Origin of the sequence: Paenibacillus nicotianae, assembly GCF_042681745.1 — a bacterium.
GTDB classification, from domain to species: Bacteria; Bacillota; Bacilli; order Paenibacillales; family Paenibacillaceae; genus Saccharibacillus; species Saccharibacillus nicotianae.
Window position 1 is genome coordinate 460769 of the sequence record NZ_JBHUGF010000010.1, and the last position, 22798, is coordinate 483566.

The 22798-nt window shown below is 31.7% G+C and carries 15 protein-coding genes and 1 tRNA gene; 13 read left to right on the top strand and 3 right to left on the bottom strand.

Going from position 1 to position 22798, the window contains the following annotated elements; translation table 11 throughout:
* Nucleotides 1–213 precede the first annotated feature (213 nt).
* The 6 genes from ACFSGI_RS06225 (at nucleotide 214) to ACFSGI_RS06250 (ending at nucleotide 4459) form a co-directional block, all read left to right on the top strand.
* Nucleotides 214–885: a uracil-DNA glycosylase gene (locus ACFSGI_RS06225; protein WP_204823306.1), complete on the top strand. Its 672-nt coding sequence runs from the start codon at nucleotides 214–216 to the stop codon at nucleotides 883–885.
* 27 nt (nucleotides 886–912) lie between these two features.
* Nucleotides 913–1329 (top strand): hypothetical protein, encoded by a 417-nt coding sequence (locus ACFSGI_RS06230; protein ID WP_204823307.1) that lies wholly within the window; start codon nucleotides 913–915, stop codon nucleotides 1327–1329.
* A gap of 168 nt (nucleotides 1330–1497) precedes the next feature.
* The gene (locus ACFSGI_RS06235; protein ID WP_204823308.1) at nucleotides 1498–3396 is read left to right on the top strand and encodes an Ig-like domain-containing protein; all 1899 of its coding nucleotides are present in this window, start codon (nucleotides 1498–1500) and stop codon (nucleotides 3394–3396) included.
* A 207-nt stretch (nucleotides 3397–3603) separates the two neighbouring features.
* A complete protein-coding gene (locus ACFSGI_RS06240; protein WP_204823309.1) occupies nucleotides 3604–3870 on the top strand; it encodes a hypothetical protein in 267 nt (88 codons plus the stop codon).
* Nucleotides 3871–4017: 147 nt separating this feature from the next.
* Nucleotides 4018–4089 (top strand) — tRNA-Val (locus ACFSGI_RS06245).
* 61 nt (nucleotides 4090–4150) lie between these two features.
* Nucleotides 4151–4459 (top strand): hypothetical protein, encoded by a 309-nt coding sequence (locus tag ACFSGI_RS06250; protein WP_204823310.1) that lies wholly within the window; start codon nucleotides 4151–4153, stop codon nucleotides 4457–4459.
* Between the two features lie 149 nt (nucleotides 4460–4608).
* Here ACFSGI_RS06250 and ACFSGI_RS06255 read toward each other — a convergent pair whose 3' ends face one another.
* The 3 genes from ACFSGI_RS06255 to ACFSGI_RS06265 all read right to left on the bottom strand — a co-directional run bounded on the left by ACFSGI_RS06255 (nucleotide 4609) and on the right by ACFSGI_RS06265 (nucleotide 7185).
* Nucleotides 4609–5388 (bottom strand): helix-turn-helix transcriptional regulator, encoded by a 780-nt coding sequence (locus ACFSGI_RS06255; protein ID WP_204823311.1) that lies wholly within the window; start codon nucleotides 5386–5388, stop codon nucleotides 4609–4611.
* A gap of 266 nt (nucleotides 5389–5654) precedes the next feature.
* Nucleotides 5655–6602 carry a hypothetical protein gene (locus ACFSGI_RS06260; protein ID WP_204823312.1) on the bottom strand — a complete coding sequence of 316 codons (948 nt, stop codon included), beginning with the start codon at nucleotides 6600–6602 and terminating at the stop codon, nucleotides 5655–5657.
* A gap of 16 nt (nucleotides 6603–6618) precedes the next feature.
* Complete coding sequence (locus ACFSGI_RS06265) at nucleotides 6619–7185, bottom strand: hypothetical protein (protein ID WP_204823313.1); 567 nt, start codon at nucleotides 7183–7185, stop codon at nucleotides 6619–6621.
* 528 nt (nucleotides 7186–7713) lie between these two features.
* Between ACFSGI_RS06265 and ACFSGI_RS06270 the strand changes: the two genes are divergently transcribed.
* The 7 genes from ACFSGI_RS06270 (at nucleotide 7714) to ACFSGI_RS06300 (ending at nucleotide 22672) form a co-directional block, all read left to right on the top strand.
* Entirely contained in the window at nucleotides 7714–8565 is an 852-nt protein-coding gene (locus tag ACFSGI_RS06270; protein WP_204823314.1) for a 3-hydroxyacyl-CoA dehydrogenase family protein, read from the top strand.
* A gap of 142 nt (nucleotides 8566–8707) precedes the next feature.
* Nucleotides 8708–8959 carry an acyl carrier protein gene (locus ACFSGI_RS06275; RefSeq protein WP_204823315.1) on the top strand — a complete coding sequence of 84 codons (252 nt, stop codon included), beginning with the start codon at nucleotides 8708–8710 and terminating at the stop codon, nucleotides 8957–8959.
* 55 nt (nucleotides 8960–9014) lie between these two features.
* Complete coding sequence (locus ACFSGI_RS06280; RefSeq protein ID WP_204823316.1) at nucleotides 9015–10148, top strand: acyl-CoA dehydrogenase family protein; 1134 nt, start codon at nucleotides 9015–9017, stop codon at nucleotides 10146–10148.
* 38 nt (nucleotides 10149–10186) lie between these two features.
* Nucleotides 10187–11242, top strand: a complete 1056-nt coding sequence (locus ACFSGI_RS06285; protein ID WP_204823317.1) for an HAD-IIIC family phosphatase — start codon at nucleotides 10187–10189, stop codon at nucleotides 11240–11242.
* Nucleotides 11243–11302: 60 nt separating this feature from the next.
* On the top strand, nucleotides 11303–12556 hold the full coding sequence (locus ACFSGI_RS06290; protein ID WP_204823318.1) for an ACP S-malonyltransferase: 1254 nt from the start codon (nucleotides 11303–11305) through the stop codon (nucleotides 12554–12556).
* 12 nt (nucleotides 12557–12568) lie between these two features.
* Nucleotides 12569–13270: a thioesterase II family protein gene (locus ACFSGI_RS06295; protein ID WP_204823319.1), complete on the top strand. Its 702-nt coding sequence runs from the start codon at nucleotides 12569–12571 to the stop codon at nucleotides 13268–13270.
* Between the two features lie 72 nt (nucleotides 13271–13342).
* Nucleotides 13343–22672 carry an SDR family NAD(P)-dependent oxidoreductase gene (locus ACFSGI_RS06300; protein ID WP_204823320.1) on the top strand — a complete coding sequence of 3110 codons (9330 nt, stop codon included), beginning with the start codon at nucleotides 13343–13345 and terminating at the stop codon, nucleotides 22670–22672.
* Nucleotides 22673–22798 lie beyond the last annotated feature (126 nt).

Sequence of the window (22798 nt, forward strand, 5' to 3'; positions counted from 1 at the left end):
TTTAGAACCTAGAATACGCTATAATACAGACGCATAGTATCATTTACTTTCTATTATAAATGTTGCTTATAGGTGAACGGTGAGATCCTTAGCATTCAAGTAGGTATACGTGTTTATAGAAGTACACCTATCGTACAAAGGACTGACTCATGAATAATGGGTTGGTCCTTTTTTTGTCAAACTACAATCAATTGATAAGAAAGGATGTTGTATATGTTCGGTAATGATTGGGATGAAGTGCTCAAAGAAGAAATAGAAAAGCCTTATTTTCAACAGTTAATGACATGGTTAGATCAAGAATATGAAGAAGCTGTCGTCTATCCGCCACGTGATTTACTTTTTCAAGCTTTCCGATTAACGCCATACGCGGATGTGAAAGCTGTAATTTTGGGACAAGATCCATATCATGGCGCAGGGCAAGCCGAAGGATTAAGCTTTTCAGTAATGCCAGGAGTACGAGTACCGCCATCTTTACGCAATATCTACATAGAATTAAAAGAAGATATCGATGTACCGACACCGAATCATGGCTCGCTTGTACAATGGGGCAAAGAAGGTGTTCTGTTGCTTAATACAGCATTAACCGTAAGAGAATCTAAGCCTGCTTCTCATCGAGGTAAAGGATGGGAACAATTCACGGATGCCGTTATTCATGCGCTTAATAAAAGAAAAGAACCAATGGTGTTTTTGTTGTGGGGCAATCATGCTGCTGAAAAAGAATCTTTTATCGATCAAGAGCGTCATTTGATTATTCGTTCTGCTCATCCAAGTCCGTTTGCCGCTCGCAAAGGCTTTTTTGGAAGCAAGCCGTTTTCACGTACAAACGAATTTTTAGAACAACATGGTGAACATCCTATTGACTGGCATATTCCAAATATCACATAAAGATTCATACTCAAGGGAGGTGAAAAGATGAAGCATTGGGAAGGTAAAAAAGTAATGGTTACTCGTGATGATGAATATAGTTCTAGATTGTATGGTACGATTCAGTACTGGGATGAAAGCAAAAATCGGTTGATTTTACAACCGGGTGCGATCAATGTGCTATTAAATGATATTTTATATATCAAAGAATTAGAACAGTTGCCTCAAGAAGTAGAATCTTCTGCCGCAGAACTGAATCATATCGGGTATGTTATGAAATTACCTGTGCAATTCGATAATGCTATTCTTTTCGGCTCTCAGGTTATGATCTGGCAAGGAGATCGATTGGTTGAATTACGTGCTCAGATTGTAAAGCATGATCATCAACAAGTATTTTTGGGCAATGGACGTATTTTACGCAAATCAGATTATCGATTTGTTGTCCGTTCTCTACGTGGATGTTGAACAATATAGCAGTGAAAATACACCTTGATTTTCCAGAAAAAGAAGAGGATTTACAGGACTATAGCCTTATTTTGGAACAATTGTCTTCAAAAATATAGTATTGCAACCGATATTAATACAGGAATGGACAGAGAAGATCACAAATACGTTATACAAGGAGAGAAATTAATGACACATACTGCCAAAATGGCAAAATGGATGCTTGCACTTGTTATCGTAGCGAGTACACTATTTCCAGCCGGAGTTTTTGCAGCAGAAAGCAATGCGGTATCGCTTAAATTTGCAGACGATAATGCTTTAACTCTATCTTTAGATGACGATGCTACAGACTTAACGGTATCAACCGTAGATGGTTCAGGCAATACCGAAGATGTATCCGACGATGCAAAATGGACTTCTTCTGTATCTACAGTAGCTACTGTAAAAGCAGGAACAATTACACCTGTAGGAATAGGGACGACTACGATCACTGCTAAATATGGCGATCTATCTGCTACCAAAAAAGTAACAGTCACTTCACCTTATACAGCATTAAAAATTTCGCCAGACGTAGCAGCAAATGTAACGATCGGACAGCCTTATACATTTACAGCAACAGCTACCAAAAATGACGGTAGTTCAGAAGATGTGACTTCTTCAGTAACATGGTCTACATACAGTGCAGCAGTAGCCACTGTATCGCTGGGTACGGTAAAAGGAATTAAACAAGGTACAACAACGATTACAGCTAAATATGCTGGACTTACAGATACACAAACGATTTATGTACGTTCTTCTTTTCAGGGTCTCATGTTAACACCTGAAGAAGATCAAGTGATGTTTATTGGTGATACGCCAAAACAAATCAAAGCAGAAGTAGCAGATGCGACTCGCGTCCCTACAGATGTAACGAATGATGTAAAATGGACTTCATCGAATGCAATCAACGTAACAGCAGACAAAGGTTTGCTTACTCCGTGGGTAGAAGGTACTTCTACGATCAAAGCAGAGTACGAAGATTATACAAAGAGCTTCAAAGTTACAGTCTACAAAACAATGAAAAAAGTAGAAGCTAGTGTAGATTCAATCGACTTGGTTACAGGGGATAGTGCTACACTTCCTAAAGTAACAGGTACAGCAGTAGATGGAACAACTGTAGATTTGTCTAAGCTTGTAGAATGGAGTGCAGGTGACGGAAGTATTGCTTCAGTTACAACCACTAAAGTAGAAGCTGAAAGTGAAGGTAATGTGAATCTAGTCGGTACGATCGGTGATCTTAAAGTAACCGTGCCAGTATCGGTTCAGACCAAACTATTGGTATTAACGCCAGATGTAACAACTTTAAGTATCGTCGTTGGTGAATCTGCAAACTTGCCTAAAGTAGAAGCAATGACAGTAGAAGGTTCTACCGTCGATGTAAGTAATGATATCGATTGGACATCTTCTTCTGAAAGCCTATTGTTAACAGGTTCCAAAGCAAAAGCTTTATTAAATGGTAAAGCAACGCTTAAAGGAACTTACCTTAACAAAACAGTTAAAGTTGCAGTAACGATGGAACCTAAAATTAAATCAATCACTGTTACACCAGATGTGGTTGAATTGAATATTAAAAAGAGTAAAACGATTAAAGCAGTCGGTATCTATGCTGCCACAGGCAAATCAGTAACACTTTCAACTAAAATGAATTGGGTTTCTTCAAATCCTTCGGTAGCTACTGTTAAAGGATCAAGCGTCAAAGCATTGAATCTAGGAACAACTACGCTAACAGGTTCATACCAAGGATTAACATTGACTGTTAAAGTGAATGTAACAGCGAAGTTGAAAAAATTAACATTTTCTGAGAAAGCTTTGAAATTGACAGTAGGCGATGCTAAATCTGTTCAGATCGTAGCTGAATACGATACAGGTACCAAAGTCGATGTAACAAAAGAAGCAACATGGACAAGTACCAAAGCGAATATTGCTACAGTGACTCAAGGTACAATTACAGCAGTTGCTAAAGGAACAACTACTATTAAAGTAGAATACGGCGATAAAAAATTGTCGACTACAGTTAATGTAAAAGAAGTAGTACCAGCCAAATCATAATCATATCGACTGACTTTATGTGATCGATATAATAGGAAGACTCTACCTAATTAGGTAGAGTCTTTTGTATAACGAAGATATTTGTAGACAACAATACAGATACATTTTGAAAACTTGCCAAAAGGCAGTACTTCATTTAAAATAAGAACAAAAGTTCGTATAAGATTGTAACTATATCTTATGCAATATGGTTAGGAGAGATACACAATGTTAGAAGATAACGAACGTAAATTGTTGCGTATTTTATATAACTTCTTTTCGTTATATCGTCGTATGCCAGAGTGGAGAGAGTTATCGTTCAAAACAGGTAAAACCACCAATGAACTCAGTCAAATCTTATTATCGTTAGAAAACAAACAATACATATACTGGGACAACAAACTTGAAGTGAATAGTGTCGTTATGATTCAGGGATGGGAGCGCAAAGAAAAGACAGTCCTGCCTCTTCCAGAGTCTTATTGGACACAATATTAAAGTACATATACAACAGACTTGGCGGAGTCTGTAGCATGTCTAAAAGAAAATATAAACCAGTGCTAGATATGACAGATATGGAGATAAGCAATACATTGACAACGCTATAAATTCTTGATATTATATGGAAGTTGTTATACTTATTTTGACCTGTTAGCTCAGCGGGAGAGCACTATCTTGACAGGGTAGGGGTCAGTGGTTCGATCCCACTACAGGTCATCACCGAAAGTCCTTGTCTATCAAGGGCTTTTTTATTTATTCAATAAAGGAGCGACATGATATGATTCAGCGTTACCGTATTACAAGAGAAATGCAACAACCTGAAGGTGAAATAGACCCTATTACATTAGAAGAGTGTCAGACTTATTTTGCGCTACAGCCGGATTTTGTCTATACACCTGTATTTACTGTTAAAGGAGAAGCTACCATGTCGATCGAAGGAGATTTCTTCTTGTGGGATAGTGGAACAGCTTCGATTCCATTTCGCCATTATGAAGGTGATCTATATGTATCAGGCACCAATGAAGCAGTTATTCCGAAAATGATAGAAGTGGCTAGTGCATTACGAGCAGATATCGCAGAAGGTTGATTAGACACAAAGAGACTTTTTTGTTTTAAATAGTGATACAAAGTAAAGCAATTTTAATTTAATTTTATAATTAGTTAAGCTAGGGTAGAAATGATAAAGTTATTAATTTATCTACCCTATTACATAAAAAATATTAAAACTATTTCAGCTCAGTCTGTAGTTGCAAAGTGAGAATCTTCAATCTTTATTTTACAGGTAGACCGAAATTGACTAGGAGTAAAGTTATAAAATTTTTTGAAAATTGCGGAAAATTGTGAAGCTGTTAAATAACCAATAGCTGTGGCAATATCGGATATATTATTATCTGTATTTTTTAACAATAATAAAGCATTCTCCATCCTTATCTTTTGAAGATGTCTCATCGGAGATATATTCAATACAGAAGAATATTTGTTACTTAAATATACAGGGTTATAACCAACAAGTTCAGAAAGAGATTGTAAACTAATTTCCATAAAATAGTTATTTTCTATAAATTTATTGACTAAAAGAATACGTTGATCGATTTGGAAAAAAAGATCTTGTTGCATATCATTTTTTAACTTATTCAGTAAAATTTCTAAAGATTTAACAAGTACATCTCTATCATTCAGTTTGTGATTATTAAATGCAGAAAAAATATTCGAAAGGCATAAGGTGTAATTAGGATTACATTTTTGGAGTTTATAATAGGAGCAAGGAGTACAATCATCATCAGTTTCAAAGCTGATTGAACAAAACGAGATATCATTCGAAGAAATATTTTCTAAAACGAGATTATTACCAATAACAATATCATTAGGCTGAAGAACAATTTTTTCTGTAAGTACTTGCAAAATTAGTTCCGAGTGAGTGGCTATAAAAAATAATTTATTTTCACAATTACTATTCATATGCACAATTCCACCAGGAACAATAATTGATTCATAAGACATTGTATGGATATTCATAAATTGCCTCCTATATTTGGGTCACATAAAGCATGATTTGCTTTATACAATTAAAAGTTATTATTACAGACTCCTCGTAAAACCACGTTCACGAAAATCATTAAACATTTAATAAGCTGTGGCTAAAAGTCGAAATTACTTTTAATATAGAAAGTAGAACTGCAATTTATTAACGGTACATAGTAATTAACTAAATGGGATACTTAAAATGTATAATATCATAAATAGTTAACTAATTTGTTTTTTTTTTGAAAATATTTTAAATTTCATATTAATTTTTCCAATCGAATGAGTCTATTTCCTTCTTGATCAATGATATTATTGAATCTCTTTTCAATATTCGGTAGTACTATTTCTGTTTTATTAGTGACAGCTGACTTTAAAATTAGATTGGCTATAACTGACCAATTATTTGATAATTCTGTAGAGTATTCAGAATCAATAGAGTATTGATGACTGTCTAAAAAAACATTAAAATTATAACGTGAATAAGCAATTTCTTTGATATCTTTAAATAATTTATCTAGATAAGAAAATTTATCAGGATGTTCTAAATTGAGTAAGGAAATGATTTTGCTTCTGACTTTTGGAATAGCGCTCAGTCCTATAGAACCTTCTTTTTTTAAAGAATAAGTACCAATTTTTTTTCCATTCATAACTTCAATATTATTATTTATACACTCTGCTACATTTATCTTTATATCTTGATCAATAGAAAGAAAAAAAATAGTACATAAATTAGATATATGCTCTATATAACTACGAATTGCTAAATGAAGCTGCTGAAGTGAGATGGTTCCATAATAATTATAATAATGGTCACAAAGAGTAACGATATCCTTCTTTATTTCAATAATTTCAATGGCATGTGATTCATGCTCTTTTTGATAATATAAACAATAAGGCAGTTCTGATATATCTACATATACTCCGATCGTATTATCTTTGTTAATATATTCTTTTATTTTAGATATCGTGTCTTCACTCGTAGGAAGTAAAAAACTGGAGCATTCAATGCCCATATTTTTCAAAAAGTAATCATACTCCATGAAATAAGGATTGATCTCCCAGCTGCTAGCATCGTTTGAATCTGTATAATAAATACCAGATTGATACCATAGTTGATTTGGATCTATATTTTTTCTGATTAACATAGCTGAAAGTACACGTTGAAGACAGTTTTGATTGTTGTTGTAATATAAATTAAATTCCATAGTGTAACTCCTCAATTTATTTTATAGTTGGATTACTGATATTTCCTTCAATTGTAATTGCAAAAAGATGTATAAACATATTCTCTTCAAACAACAAATGATCCGCACGAACATGATCAAAAGAGAACGTATTCATCCAAATTTTAGGTGTATAATGATTAATTAGCCCATTGCGAGAATGCATATATGGAAATTCAAAAGCAAGTTTCTCATTATAAAAAGGTGTTGGCGAAAGAAAATCACTAAATGAAATAGTAGTTTGGAGTAGGTGCTTCCCATTTTCAATAAAATATGCTTTCTCTGAAAAATTACCGTTATTAGTAACTCCTAACATATGTATTTTATTTATTTCTATATTTTGTACTGGAATCAGCTGTTGATTCAATTCCATATTATCTTTACCATCTTTTTGATAAATGATAAAAGGAATAGAATCGATATGAAATAATGATCCAAAATTAAAATGTAAATAAGGTAAAGAAGAACCGCCAATACTAAGCTCTCCTAATGACATTTCACTTTCAGAAGTTATTCCTTTATTGGTCAGATAGTTACTTAAGTCAATTGTTACAAAATCGGACATATTACACCTCCATGGTATAGCACAAAGCGCTCAATGTGTAATTCACAATTTGAGCGCTTTATGTATAATTAGCTGTTAATTAAACTTCTTTTAATTCTGTTTTGATCTCCGCTTTGATCTCTGCTTTAATCTCTGCTTTGATTTCTGTTTTAATTTCCGCTTTGATTTCTCTCATATTATTCACCTCCTTGTTAATGTTAAGCCAAAATATACAACTAGAAAAAAGAAAGATCAATAAAATATATAAAAATTATAAAAAAATGTACTTTTTAACATTTTTTATAGTGATATAAATAATCGATATAAGATTATATTTATAAGACTTAATAAGTTACTTTACATATTTATTTAGATAGAAATTTTCAAAATGTTTAAATATACATATTATCATCAAATTTACATATTTATGTATTTATGTTGAATATTTAAATGTTTGCAGATAATATTAAATCAAATTTAGCCACAACAAAATTAATTTAATTAAACATTGGGCATTTAAAACACGTGATATAAGGAGTGAGGATCTGAATGAGTAAAATTGGTGTTCTCGGTGCTGGAGTAATGGGAAGAGGAGTTGCACAGAACTTTGCACAATCGGGATATGATGTAGTACTTATTGATTTAGAGAACCGGATATTAGAACAAGCAAAAGAAGAAATCTATAACAACATAAGATTTCAAACATTTTTTCATAATCAAAAAGTAACAGAAGAACCTGAAATCATACTCTCTCGAATCAACTTTGCTACAGATTATGAATTACTCAAAGACGCTACATTTATTATAGAAAACGTTACAGAGAAAATGGATATTAAAGAAAAAGTATATAAAAGAATAGATGAAGTTTGTTTAGATGAATGTATATTTTTGGCTAATACCTCTTGTGTTTCCGTTACTCAAATTGCTTCTTTTACCACTCGACCTGAGCAAGTTATTGGAACTCATTTTATGAATCCTGTTCCTCTTAAAACTGCTGTAGAAGTTATTCGAGGCTATCATACAGCAGAAGAAACTATAAAAATGACTGAAGAATTATTATCTAACATAGGTAAAGAGATCATTCTAGTTAATGATTATCCTGGGTTTGTTTCAAATCGTATATCTCATTTATTCATGAATGAAGCTGCTTTTGTAGTACAAGATCAAGTAGCAACTCCTGAAGAAGTGGATGATATTTTTAAAAAGTGCTACTCACATAAGATGGGTCCTTTAGAAACTGCTGATTTAATTGGATTAGATACAGTGGTGCATTCTTTAAATATTTTGTATGAAAGTTATCAAGACTCTAAATATCGATGTTGCCCATTACTTCTCAAAATGGTTAGTGCCGGATTGTATGGCAGAAAATCAGGAAAAGGATTCTATACATATGTTGAGTAATGCGAAAGTATCTATTTTCAGAATTAAAAAAGCATATGAAATTCAATACTCTTCGTTTGATATGCATACTTCTTTATTCTGAGAAATTCAACAATATGTTGTTTTGCCAATTCTATAAAATAATGAAAGAGAAGGTGTAAGAATGGAAAATTTACAATTAGAAGAGAGTAAAGTCATTATTAAAGAATTTCTGAAAAAATTTTTTAAAAAGCACGAATTACAAAATGATGAAGATATTTTCTCTTTGGGATTTGTAAACTCTTTATTCGCTATGCAATTGGTTATGTTTCTTGAGAAAAAATTTGCGATTCGTATTGATAATAAAGACCTGGATTTTAATAATTTTAGAACAATAAATAATATTTATGAGCTAATTGAGAAGAAAAGTATATGAAGGATTTTAATCAAAATACATGATCATGTGAATACAACGAAAGGTGCTAATACTTATGCAAATTGAATTAAATTCAGAACAAATTAAGTGGAAAGAAGAATTTAGAGAATTTGTAGATACAGAAATTGTTCCTTATGCTAAAGAAAACGATCGCCAGGAAAAATTAGCACCTGAAATTATAAAAAAATTAAAGCAAAAAGGATATATGGGTTCTATGTTACCCAAAGAATATGGTGGGATGGGATTAGACTGGATCGCATTAGGAATTTTCAATGAAGAGTTAGGACGTGGTTGTTCTTCTGTTAGATCTTTATTGACTGTACACGGAATGGTAGCTCTCTCTATATTAAGATGGGGTACAAAAGAACAAAAAGAAAGTTTCCTACCACAAATGGCTAAAGGAGAAAAAATTGGAGCCTTCGCATTAACAGAGCCTGAAGCCGGAAGTGATTCTCAAAGTATAAAGTCCACAGCTACTCTTTACGAAAATCATTATACGATAAATGGACATAAAAAATGGATAACGATGGGACAAATTGCAGATGTTTTTCTAGTATTTGTGAAATATGATGGGCAGCCTACAGCTTTTCTAATTGATCGAGAAACAGAAGGTTTTATTCAGAAACCGATCAGTGGCTTGATTGGTGCTAGAGCTACTATGAATGCAGAATTGTACTTTAATCATTGCAAGATACCTCAAAAAAATGTAATAGGTAGTATAGGAACCGGTCTATCTTATGTAGCTTTAGACTGTCTTGATTATGGAAGATACACAGTAGCGTGTGGATGTGTAGGTTTAGCTCAAGCTTGCTTGGAAGAATCTACAAGCTACTCAAGAAATAGAATACAGTTCGGTACCACTTTAGGAGAAAATCAACTCATACAAAAAATGATAACAGAAATGACAGTCAATATTAGAGCTGCTCGGTTATTATGTTATTCTGCTGGCTATCTTAAAGATATTTTAGATCCAGATTCTATTATTGAAACATGGACAGCTAAATATTTTGCATCTAAAATCGTTAATCAAATTGCAAGTGATGCTATACAAATACATGGTGCTAATGGGTGCAGCAGCGATTATCCTGTAGAACGTTATATGCGTGATGCCAAAATCAATGAAATTATCGAAGGAACTACGCAAATACATGAAATGCTTATAGCAAGTAATACGTTTAGAACAGTGTAGTTGCAATTCATATTACTAATTGAAATGGAGGCTGCAATATGAGTAATGTTCAATCTTTGCAAAAAAAACAACAAAAAATCAAATGTATTATATGGGATTTGGATAATACATTATGGAATGGTGTACTTCTAGAAGATAGTACAGTGACTATACGTAAAGACATTGTGGATATTATTAAAGTGTTGGATAGCCGCGGAATATTACAATCAGTAGCAAGTAAAAATGAGCATACGCTAGCAATAGCAAAATTAAAAGAATTTGGATTAAATGATTATTTTATTTATCCTCAAATCAATTGGAATGCTAAATCACACTCTATTAAAGCTATTGCAGAATCTATAAATATTGGTATAGATACATTAGCCTTTGTAGATGATCAACCTTTTGAACGAGAAGAAGTAAACTTTGAATTACCTGAAGTATTATGTATAGATGCTCTTGATATATCCAATCTATTAGATATGCCAGAGCTGAATCCTAAGTTTGTCACGGATGATTCGAAAATTCGTCGACATTTATATTTAAATGATATTAAAAGAAAAAGTATTGAAACAGAATTTGTAGGAACTCAAGAAGAATTTTTGGCATCTTTACAGTTGAACATGACTATTTCTAAAGTAAAGAAAGGAGACCTGCAACGTGCGGAAGAACTAACGGTTAGAACGCATCAATTAAATACAACAGGTTATACATATTCATATGAAGAAATAGACGAATTGAGAAAGTCTGATCGTCATATGTTGCTTATTTCTGGACTGGAAGATAAATATGGAGTATACGGAAAGATCGGACTAACTCTTATTGAAAAAACAGAAGACGCATGGACTATTAAATTACTTTTGATGTCTTGTCGTGTAATGTCAAGAGGGGTCGGAACTATAGTTATTAACCATATTATGAATCTTGCAAAACAAGCTAATGTCGACTTATATGCTGAATTTGTTACAACAGATAAAAATAGAATGATGTATATTACTTATAAATTTGCAGGCTTTCAAGAAGATCATGAAGATGGAGATTTTATTTTATTCAAAAATGATCTGTCTTTCATACAACCATTACCTGATTATATTACATTAACCATCGAAGAATAAGACATTATTTACGAAAGCTTTTTCTTATTAAGAATATCATACATGGAAGGAATGAATTCAATGGATAAATTTGCATTTGTATTTCCAGGTCAAGGAACTCAGTTTTTACAAATGGGTAAATCTTTTTATGATAATTATGATATTTCTAAAAAAACGTTTGAAGAAGCAAGTGATACCTCAGGTATTGATATTGCTGATATTTGTTTTAATGGAACTATGAGTAGTATTAATGACTTTACAAATATGCAATTAACGATTCTTACTGCAGAGATAGCTATTTTTAGAGCATATATGAGCGATTATGGTATATACCCTCAATTTTCGGTAGGTCATAGTATTGGGGAATATGCAGCACTCGTTAGTACAGGAGCAGTTACATTTACAGATGCTATTAAAATCATGTTGAAAAGAGGAGAATTAGTAGATCAGGTTATTGAAAAAGATAATGGTCATATGGCAATTATAGAAAAATCAAATATAGATTTGATCGAAGAATCTATTATGGAAGCAAATGCAAAAGATAGTGTTTTTATTTCTTGCTTTAATTCTAACAGTCAATACGCTCTTAGTGGGTTTAACGAGAAGTTAGATGCTGTAGAGCAATTATTGCTAGATAAAGAATCCATAGTTTCTCCGTTATTTAGTAGCCCTCCAATGCACTCTCCTTTAATGAACGATATTTGTATGGAGTTTTTAGAATACATTAATACATTTGAATTTTACCCGTTTAAATTTCCTATTATTTCAAACTATACAGGTATGCCATTATCTGATCCAAGTAAAATAGCCAAAAATTTAACATATCATCTTGTTCATCCGGTACAATTTTCCAATGCTGTTCATTTATTTGAGAAATACGGAGTTACTCGCACGATTGAAATGAGTCCCAAATTGTTACTCTCAGAATTTATCAAAGAGGATCATTCAGAAATTGAAGCTTATTGTTATGGATTAATTAATGATAGACAGTCATTAGAACGCTTATTTAAATCGGATACCAATTTTGTAAAAGATATGCCCAATTTTATAGGAAGATGTCTTAGCATTTTGGTAGCTACTGAAAATAATAATAAGAATACAAATGAATATAAAGAAGTCATCAAAATTTATGGGAAGCTTAGAGACCAATATCAAACAATGAATAAAAACAACTCCTATTTACATCAAGATCAACAATCAGAAATATTAATGTTGTTAATAAAAGCTCTTAAAATAAAAAAACTTCATCCTAAACTTATAAAAAACTGTGTGAAATCTCTATTAGATGAAACAAATAATTTTTATAATTTTTCTCATGTATTTAACACATTATAGAAAGGAAGTACTATGAAATTATTTTGTATCCCTCATGCAGGTGCTTCCGCTATTTCATATAATATTTGGAAAGAGTATTTAGATCAAAAAATTCATTTGATTCCTCTTGATTTGCCAGGGCATATGACTCGATCTAGTGAACCATTGAGTGAAAATATCAATGATGTTGTGTATGACTTAGCTCAAAATATTAAAAAAAATATACTCTCAAATGAAACGTATGCAGTGTATGGTCATAGTATGGGAGGATTATTACTCTATTTATTATACTTCTATTTGAAAGATCAAGGAGAACCTTTACCAATTCATTTATTTTTTTCTAGCCGCTGGCCACCCTATTATCATAATGAGAAGGCATATTATAATTTAGATGATTTAGAAGAATGTAAATCTAGAATTATACGTATGGGTGGATTCAAACAGGAAGTATTAAACAATACAGCACTAACTGAATATTATATGAATATATTGTTAGCCGATTATCGACTGATGCAAAGTGTATCTATCAAAGAAATTAAACAAATTAATTCTGATATCACCGTATTGTGGAGCGATAATGAACCAGACATTATAGATAAGGATATCTATACATGGAGAGAATCTGCTGGGAATAATATTTCTTTTGTCAAAATCAAAGGAACTCACTTTTTTCCTACTGAAGAACCTCTCAAAACTACAAATATAATTAATTATACTTTAAAAAAATATAGTTAGCCCAATTGTATACGTATTTTATAAATAAAAAGGATATTATTTCAAATTCAACCCAGAAGGTAGGGAAATAATATGAACAAAAATATGCCCGAAAAGAATGAGCATAATGATGATATTGCTGTTATTGGTATTGGATTAAAAATTGCAGGAACAGAAAATTTAGAAGAATACTGGAATATATTCGAGAATAATATAGACTGCATCCGCGATTTTCCAGAATATCGTAAAAATGATGTTAAAGATTTTGCGCAATTATATTCAAAATTGATACAAAGCGAAAATGAGTCTGTTTCTTACAATAAAGCAGGCTACTTAGATGAAATAGATAAATTTGATAATGAGTTTTTCAAAATTTCCCCTATAGAAGCACAAGTAATGGATCCTGTACAACGATTATTATTAGAGACTATTTTTAATGCATTTGATGATGCTGGTTATAGTTCAGAAATGTTAAGTGGCAGCAAAACAGGTATTTATATAGGTTATACTCCAGGTTCTACGAAAGATAATTATGCTACTAACATTTTTTATAATAATCCTGAATTGTTAAAATATTCCAATGTGGGAAATATGCCTTGTATTATTCCTTCGCGTGCTTCATATGCTCTCAACTTGCAAGGACCTACAATGATTATAGATTCTGCTTGTTCCTCTTCTTTGGTGGCTATTCATGATGCTTGCTCAAGTATCAAAAATGGGACTTGTACTATGGCTATAGCAGGAGGTATAAGACTTCATTCGTTTCCGATCTCGTATGAAGATATGAATGTTGGATTTGAAACAGATGATAATAAAACTAGAACTTTTGATAATTCAGCTAGCGGAGCAGCAATTGGAGAAGGTTCAGCAGTCGTGTTGTTAAAATCATTAAAAGAAGCGGAACGAGATAAAGATCATATTTATGGTGTTATCAAAGGTTCGGCTGTAAATAATGATGGTACTTCAGCGAGTATTACAGCTCCTAATCCTTCTGCTCAAGCACATGTTGTTTCAGATGCATTAAAAGTAGCAGGAATTTCACCTGATGAAATCGATTATATTGAAACACACGGTACTGCTACTGCATTAGGGGATCCTATCGAATTTCGAGGATTAACGAGTGCATTTGAAAAGCATACCGAGCAAAAACAATTTTGTGCTCTCAGTTCTTCAAAAAGTAATATTGGGCATCTATATGAAGCTGCCGGAGTAGCTTCTTTTATTAAAGCTATCGCTGCATTGAAGTTTAAAAAAATACCAGGTTCGAGTCATTTTAATATACCTAATTTGAAAATTGATTTCTGTGATTCACCTTTTTATGTAAGCAAGACTACTAAAGATTGGGACAAAGAAGGATTAAGAACATGTGGCATTAGTGCTTTTGGGATTAGTGGAACAAATTGCCACTTAATACTACAAGAATACAAACAAAAAAAGGAAAGTGTTTCATTAGGAAATAATCATATTTTAGGAATATCTGCAAAATCGATAGAGAGTATGAAGGCATTAGTTAAAAATTATCAAACATTTTTAGAAAAAGAGGAAGTAGATGTTTATCTATTTGCAAGTAATATCAATTTATATCGTACGCATTATAATAAAAGATTAGCTATTGTATTTTCGGACAAACAAAATCTGATAGATATTTTTAGTAAGTTATCTACTAGTGAACTGGCATTTTGGAGTGATATTGAAGGAGTATATTATCATAATGAGGACAAAAAAGCATCAGACTTGAATTATAGTCAAATTAAAACTATGTTGGAGCGCTGTAATCAAACTTTTATCGATACTGGTTCAAAATTAGATAATACATCTAATGTATTGAAAAATGATCTTAGTGATTTGGCACAAGCTTATAGTTACGGAGCTAAATTAAATTGGAATCTCTTTTATCAAAATTTACAACTACAGCATATTTCATTACCTCCTTATCCTTTTAAAAAGACGCGTTTCTGGTTACCCAAAAAAGAACAAAAAGTAGAATGGAATATTAATGTAACAAGTTCAAACCCATCCCCTAAAAATGAAAACCATTCTCCAGAAGAAAAGTCTGATATAGCTGAAAATTTGTATTCTGATATAGCTGAAGATTTGTATTATGAAAGAATTTTTGTTAAAGCTGATGCGATAACTCAAACAACCAATATAGAAAAATGTTTATTAATAAAACAAAAAGAAGACGATACTGAAGATTTGTCTAATAGTTTGAAAGAAAAATTCTTTGATGTTGATATTATTGAACTAGATCTTAAAGAGTCTCAAAAAGTAGGAATTGAAAAATATTGTAACCAAGTATTTAAAAATACAAACTATAAAGGCATTTCACATATTGTTATTGCTAATAGTGAAACCAATCTATCGAATGATTCCGAAAAAAAATTATTGGATATGCATAAATTAAAATTATTAAGTATTGTTTCTATTTATCGCGAATTTAAAAATTATGACCATAATATTAAAATTGTACCTATTATAAAACATTGTTTTGAAATTACTGGCAAAGAAGAATATTTAGATCCGAATGGTGCTACTATTTTTGGTTTATGTAAATCTTTAAATCGTATGTTCAAAAATGTAAGTGCTTGTTGCATCGATAATGATAACCATACAACATGGAATACTATAGTGGATGAAATTTGTGCCATTTCTAATAAAGATATTATAAATTATCGTCATAATCAACGGTACCAAGAAGCGTTAACTGAAACGATGACTCATGTAGAAAATGAACCTGTCATTATAAAAGATAATGGAATCTATATTATTAGTGGCGGGTTAGGTGGAATCGGATTCGAGACTGCTATGGAAATGACTAGACGTGCTCAGGATATATCGTTAATTCTTATTGGACGATCTGAAATTCCTAATTATTCTGAATGGAATACTATAGTTCGCGAGCACCCTCATAGTAATACCACAGAGAAGATTGAACGTATACAACAACTTCAATCTCAAGCTAAACATGCAGAATACTATGCTGCAGATATCAGTAATAAACAAGCTGTTGAAGCCATAATTAAAGATGTTAATAAAAAATATGGACAGATTAATGGTGTTATTCATGGTGCAGGAATTAGTGGAGGTACAACATTTGAAGAGATCAATGAAGAATATATTCAAAATATGTTGCTTCCTAAAGTAATTGGAACTTCTGTTTTGGATCATGCTACAAGAGAACAGAATTTAGATTTCTTTTTAATGTTTTCTAGTATCTCTACGATATTTAGTAGTGCTGATCTAACAGGTTATGTGGCTGGGAATATGTATTTAGATAGTTATAGTCATTATCGTAAAAAAATAAGTAAAGGGAAAAGTATTACAGTTAACTGGGCAACCTGGTCAGAAACAGGTATGGCATTAAAGGATAACTTTACTATAGATACATTATTTCAAACGATCAAAACGAAAGAAGCGATTCAAGCTTTATTCAAAGTTTTATCACAAAATAGTTCATCTACAGTGATTGCTAGATTGAATTTAAAAGATAAAATTTCCTTACTTTTGAAAACATATCCTTTGCAGTTGTCTACAAAAATTAATAATGCTCTACAGCAAAATGAGCCTATAAATACAAGTCATTCGTTATCAGATGAAATTAAAAGTAGCAAAGAGTATGAAGATATTGAAAATACACTAATTAAAGTATGTTGCAAAAATCTAGGTTACGAGACTCTAGATATAAATAATAACTTTTTTGAATTAGGTGCAAATTCTATTCTATTAGCGATTATATATAAGGATTTGAATGAGTTATTTCCTAACATGTTACAAGTTACTGATCTTTTTGCATATCCTTCAGTAAATTTATTAGCAGCTCATATTAGTAATAAAATGAGTCAATACACTATAAATACACAAAGTTCAATAGATATTCCAACCACTGTGTCTAATCATGATGTAGTTCCTGAAGAAGTTGCTCCTGAAGAAAAAGTCAGCATACCGTTACAAGTCAATAAAGACCAGAATAAAGCTTATGCTATGGATTCAAATTCTTCAAAATCCAAAATTGATAATCAAAATCATGAGGATGAAAAGGATAGTGTGGCGATTATTGGAGTTGGCTTAGATCTTCCTACATGTAAAGATTTGGATAGTTATTGGGATTTACTAATTAATGGAATTAATGCTGTTCGTGATATTCCAGGGGAGCGATCTACAGATATAACTAAGCATTTGTTATTTAAAAATTATACTGAAGATCAAATTAAGTTTAGAAAAAGTGGATATTTAGATGAAGTTAATAAATTTGATCATGCTTTTTTTGGTATTTCTCCACGGGATGCTTCATTGCTTGATCCTGTATTGCGTCTATTTTTACAATGTTGTTCAGATGCAATAGATGATTCTGGTTACGGAGCAGATGGTATAAAAGGAACTAATACAGGTGTCTTTCTTGGGTATACTGCTAATATTGGCAATGCTTATAATAGACTGTTATATGAAATGGATTCTAAATTATTTTCTGCTGCTTTACCTATAGGACAAGTTAGTATGACTGCTAGTAGAACTGCATATATGTTTGACTTAAAAGGACCAAGTATGGTTATTGATACTGCTTGTTCATCGTCACTCGTGGCTTTAAATATGGCCTGTGAACAAATACTATTTGGTAAATGTGATATGGCTATTGCAGGAGGAGCATCTCTTATGGCTATTCCATTAGCAGATGGCTCAGGTATGGGGTTTGAATCTCCAGAAGAAAAAACGAGAGCTTTTGCTAATGATTCAAGTGGCGCAGCTATTGCGGAAGGTGTAGGTGTCGTTTTACTAAAATCTCTTAAACAGGCTCAATTGGATGGAGATTCAATATATGCAGTTATTAAAGGAAGTGCTATTAATCAAGATGGTAGCTCTTTTGGAATTGCAGCCCCTAATTATTTAGCACAGTCTGAAGCTATCCAGAAGGCTTGGGAAAATGCAGGCATTGGTGCTGAGGATATTAGCTATATTGAAGCCCATGGAACAGGAACGCAATTAGGAGATCCTATAGAAATCAATGGAATAAAGAATGCTTTTGAGACAATGACAAATGCCAAACAAATTTGTGGTATTGGTTCTGTTAAGACTAATATTGGTCATGCGAATGAAGCAGCAGGGATGTGTGGTTTATTCAAATGTATATTAACACTTCAACACAAGAAAATACCTGCAACATTAAATTTTCAAGTTCCTAATCATAATATTGATTTTATTGATTCTCCTTTGTATGTAGTTGATCAGCCTAGACCTCTACAGACTAACCGTGAAAAAGCGATTATTGGTATAAGTGGATTTGGAATGAGTGGAACGAATGCCCATATTATTTTGGAGGAAGCTCCACCGGTTACAAATTCCAATAAAAATAATAGAAGTCCTAAGTTATTTACCATATCTGGAAGAACTGAAAAAGCAGTATTCGAGCTAGTCAAACGTTATCAAGTATATTTGAATAAAAATAAAAATGTTAACCTTAATGATTTAACTGCTACTTTGAATATTGGAAGAAAACATTATGCTTATCGTTTAGCATTTGTCTATTCTAACCTATCTGAATTACTAAAAAAATTAAACGAACTGAGTTCATATCAATCTTTTAATGAAATTAAGCAGGATTGGTGCTTTACGGGTAGATACTCTATTGTTCCAGAAAATAAAAAGGACAAATACTCTTATGAAATCACTTCAACTGAACAACAAAAGCTGAATGAAGAAGTGAAACAATATTATAATCAATCTTCTTCAATAACTATTGAATCATATAATGAAATTATCAAATTGTACGTTAAAGGTGCAAAAGTAGAGTGGAAGTATCTTTATGATCTATCGTATACCAAATTGAATTTACCAACTTATCCTTATGAGAAAAATCATGCATGGTATCCAATACCAGTCAATGACAAAAAAGTCGTTGAGTTAACTAAACCAAATGAGGATATTCAACCTTCATTTTTCCATGGGAAAAGATGGATTTTTCAAAAAGAAATGCAACTGAAGTTTCCATCAAAAGATGAAGCTATTGTTATTATTCAAGGAGATGCTTTAGGACAAGAACGTTTGGTAAAAACAATAAGAGATCGTGGAGTAAGAGTTATTAATGTGCTGATAGCAGAAGAAAATTTCAAAAAGGTAGATAAAGATACGTATTACATTACGCCTACTGTTGATGATTTTAAAAAGCTATTTGTAGATCTGGAACATGTACAAATAAACAAAGTTGTTCATATGGGTGCATGCAGAGATTACGAAGTTAGCGATTCTCAAGAACTATATCAAGAATTAGAATATGGATTTTTTAATATTATAGATTTAGTGAAAGGATTTATAAAAGCACGCTTGGATCAAAATATACAACTCGTTGTTATTTCATGTAATGCTTATAGTATTTCAGGTGAAGAAAAGCATATCTTACCTTACAATGCTACAGCTTTAAGTGTGGGACGAGTTATTGAACAGGAGTTTCAAAATATACATTGTCGTTCAATTGATACAGATACTGATTCTACTGTAAATGATATTATCGAACAGTTATTTGCTGATCATAATATGTATATGGTTGGTCTACGCAAAGGAAAAAGTTACATTGAAGAATTTGATGAAATCTCATTAATTCCAGAAACAAATAATAGAATAAAAGATGCAGGAACCTATATCATTACAGGCGGAACTTCTGGTATTGGGATCCAAAATGCCAAATTATTTAGTAATAAAGCAAATTGTAATTTGATATTAGTGAGTCGAAAAGGATTTCCAGATGAATCTGAATGGGAACAATATAAGCTGAAAGAAGAATATGCTAACGAGATTAAAGAATTTGAAGAAATAAAAAGAAATGGATCTGTATTGGAGTTTGTTCAATGTGATATTAGCAATACACAAGACGTAGAAACGATGCTTGAATATTCAAGAAAAAAATACGGGAAAATTAATGGTATTGTACATTGTGCAGGAGTTATCAAGCCAGGTTTTATTCTTAAAAAAGAGAAGGAAAGCTATTTATCCGTATTTGCACCTAAAATAATGGGCACATGGAATTTAGAAAAGTTAACGAAACAAGATGAACTTGATTTTATTATCTTACATTCATCTAATGTTACAGATGCCGGTGAGCCTGGACAAAGTTGCTACATGGCAGCAAATTCTTTTTTAGATTCGTATACAGATCTTTTAAACGCTCAAGGAAGAAGAACCTACACAGTAAATTGGGTAGCTTGGAAAGAAACAGGAATGGCTTATAAACACAATACTAATGTAGATACCACCACAAAAGCCATTACGAATAAAGAAGCTTTGCATGGACTCAATCAATTAATAAATAGTAATCCTCAACGTCTTGTTATTGGTCAGTTTAATGAAGAGATAGATATTATTCCATTAACTAAAAACAGCCGTAATGCGATAGCAGCTTCTTTTATAGAAAAACACTCAAAATTAGCAACTCAATCTAAGCGATCAGAAGTAGCATTGACAGAAGTTCCGATCACTCCAACGCATGTAGAAGAAAAACAGCAGGTTACTTTTACACCAACAACAAGTAAGGAAAATATCATATTAACAGGAAATGTTGAAAATATTTATACACCTGTAGAGATGACAGTTGGTCAAATATATTGCGATATTTTAGGATATCAGGAAGCTGATATTTATGAGGGATTTTTTGATATGGGGGGAGATTCTCTTTTATTGACAGATATGCACGATATTATTAATAATGTGTATCCTGATATTGTAAAAATAGCTGATCTATTTGAATTTGATTCGATTCAAAGCCTTGCTGAATTTATCACTTCGCGATTACCAGAAAAACAAAACGTTATTGAACAGTTCCCCAATGTAGAGACGAAGACATCTACGATTGAAGATTCTGTGATTATACAGTTACGAGGAAATATTGAAGATAAATATACACCAGTAGAAATGCAGATTGGCAAGATATATTGCGATATTCTAGGATATGAGGAAGCTGATATTTACGAAGGATTTTTCGATATGGGAGGAGATTCTCTTTTATTAACGGATATGCACGATATTATTAATAATGTGTATCCTGATATTGTAAAAATAGCTGATCTATTTGAATTTGATTCGATTCAAAGTCTATCAGAATTTATCACATTATCTCTTGAGAAAAAGCAATCATCAAAAATAACAACATCTGAAGCAGATAATAGTACTGGTTTGATGCAACAATTACCATTGGAACAATATTACGATATGAGTACTCCACAAGAACGAATTTATTTAGATTACAGACTCAGTAAAAATAAATTAGTATATAATATTGGGTTCGTATCAGATGTATCGAAAAACAATTATGAAGATTTAGTGGTAAATGCTAATCAGTTTTTTTCAGGCTTCGAAATGCTTAGAACTTCATTTAAAATCGTTAATAAAAAATTAGTGCAATTTGTAAATCCTGTTATGCCTATTCCAATGGAACATGTCAAAGTACCTTCAGTAGAAAGCATTGACTTTAAGCAATATTTAAAAACATTTGATTTAAGCAAGTATCCACTTTTTAATTTAACTGTGTTCGAAGACAATGACAAAAAACTATTGTTTTTGGATATTCATCATATACTCTTGGACGGTTATTCAAGCACGTTACTTCAAGAATATATGGATGATTTTGCTAAGGATGAGAAAACCAAAAAACCTCATTATTCTTATTCTAATTATGTACAATTTGAAAAAGATTTTTATCAATCTTCTGAATACAAAGATATGGGACAATACTGGAAAAATGAATTAGAGACATTCGATTTTAAAAATCCAATAAGTAGAAAAAATCTAGATATATCTGCTTATGGTAACAAAATGATTGAGTTGGACTCAGAACTGGCAAACAATTTGACGAAATTTGCTAAAAAGAGAAAAACTACATTATTTAATGTTCTTCTAGGTGCATATGCTCTAGCATTGAGTCATTTTCTTCAACGAAATGACATAGCTATCCTGACACCTGTTTTGAACAGGTACAAACCAGAGTTTAAGGATTCTATAGGTGTATTTACTAATTTAATACCTATTAGGATTAATATCCAACCCGATCAGATATTGAGCGATTTTCTCAAAACGGTCTCTCAGAAAACAATAGGAGGTATAGAAAACCAATTTTATCAATACAATCATCTTATCAATGATTTAAAAAATTTAAATCCAGAATTTTTCTTTTATATGGATTTTGAAGATAAGTCATTGAAAAAGAACAGAACTATTAAAGATATACCGCATGCTGTAAATATTCCAAAATTTATATTAGATGTAGAGATTAAGAATTTAAATGATATTTATCATATTTCTGCTTCTTATCAAAAATGTTATTTAGATGATTATGAAGTAGACCACATTTTAAATTCATTATTGAAAATCTTGAACGAATTTTTTACTAACGACTATTTAAAAGAAAGTATGGATTATTTTTTAGATCAGGTAAAGAACTAAACTTTATTTTAAATAAGGTAAATATTTATTCTGGAAGAGAAAACACTAGATTTATCAGGTTTTCTCTTCCAGAAAATAACTTTTATTCAATAAAATAAAAGAATATATCATCTTTACATAACTATA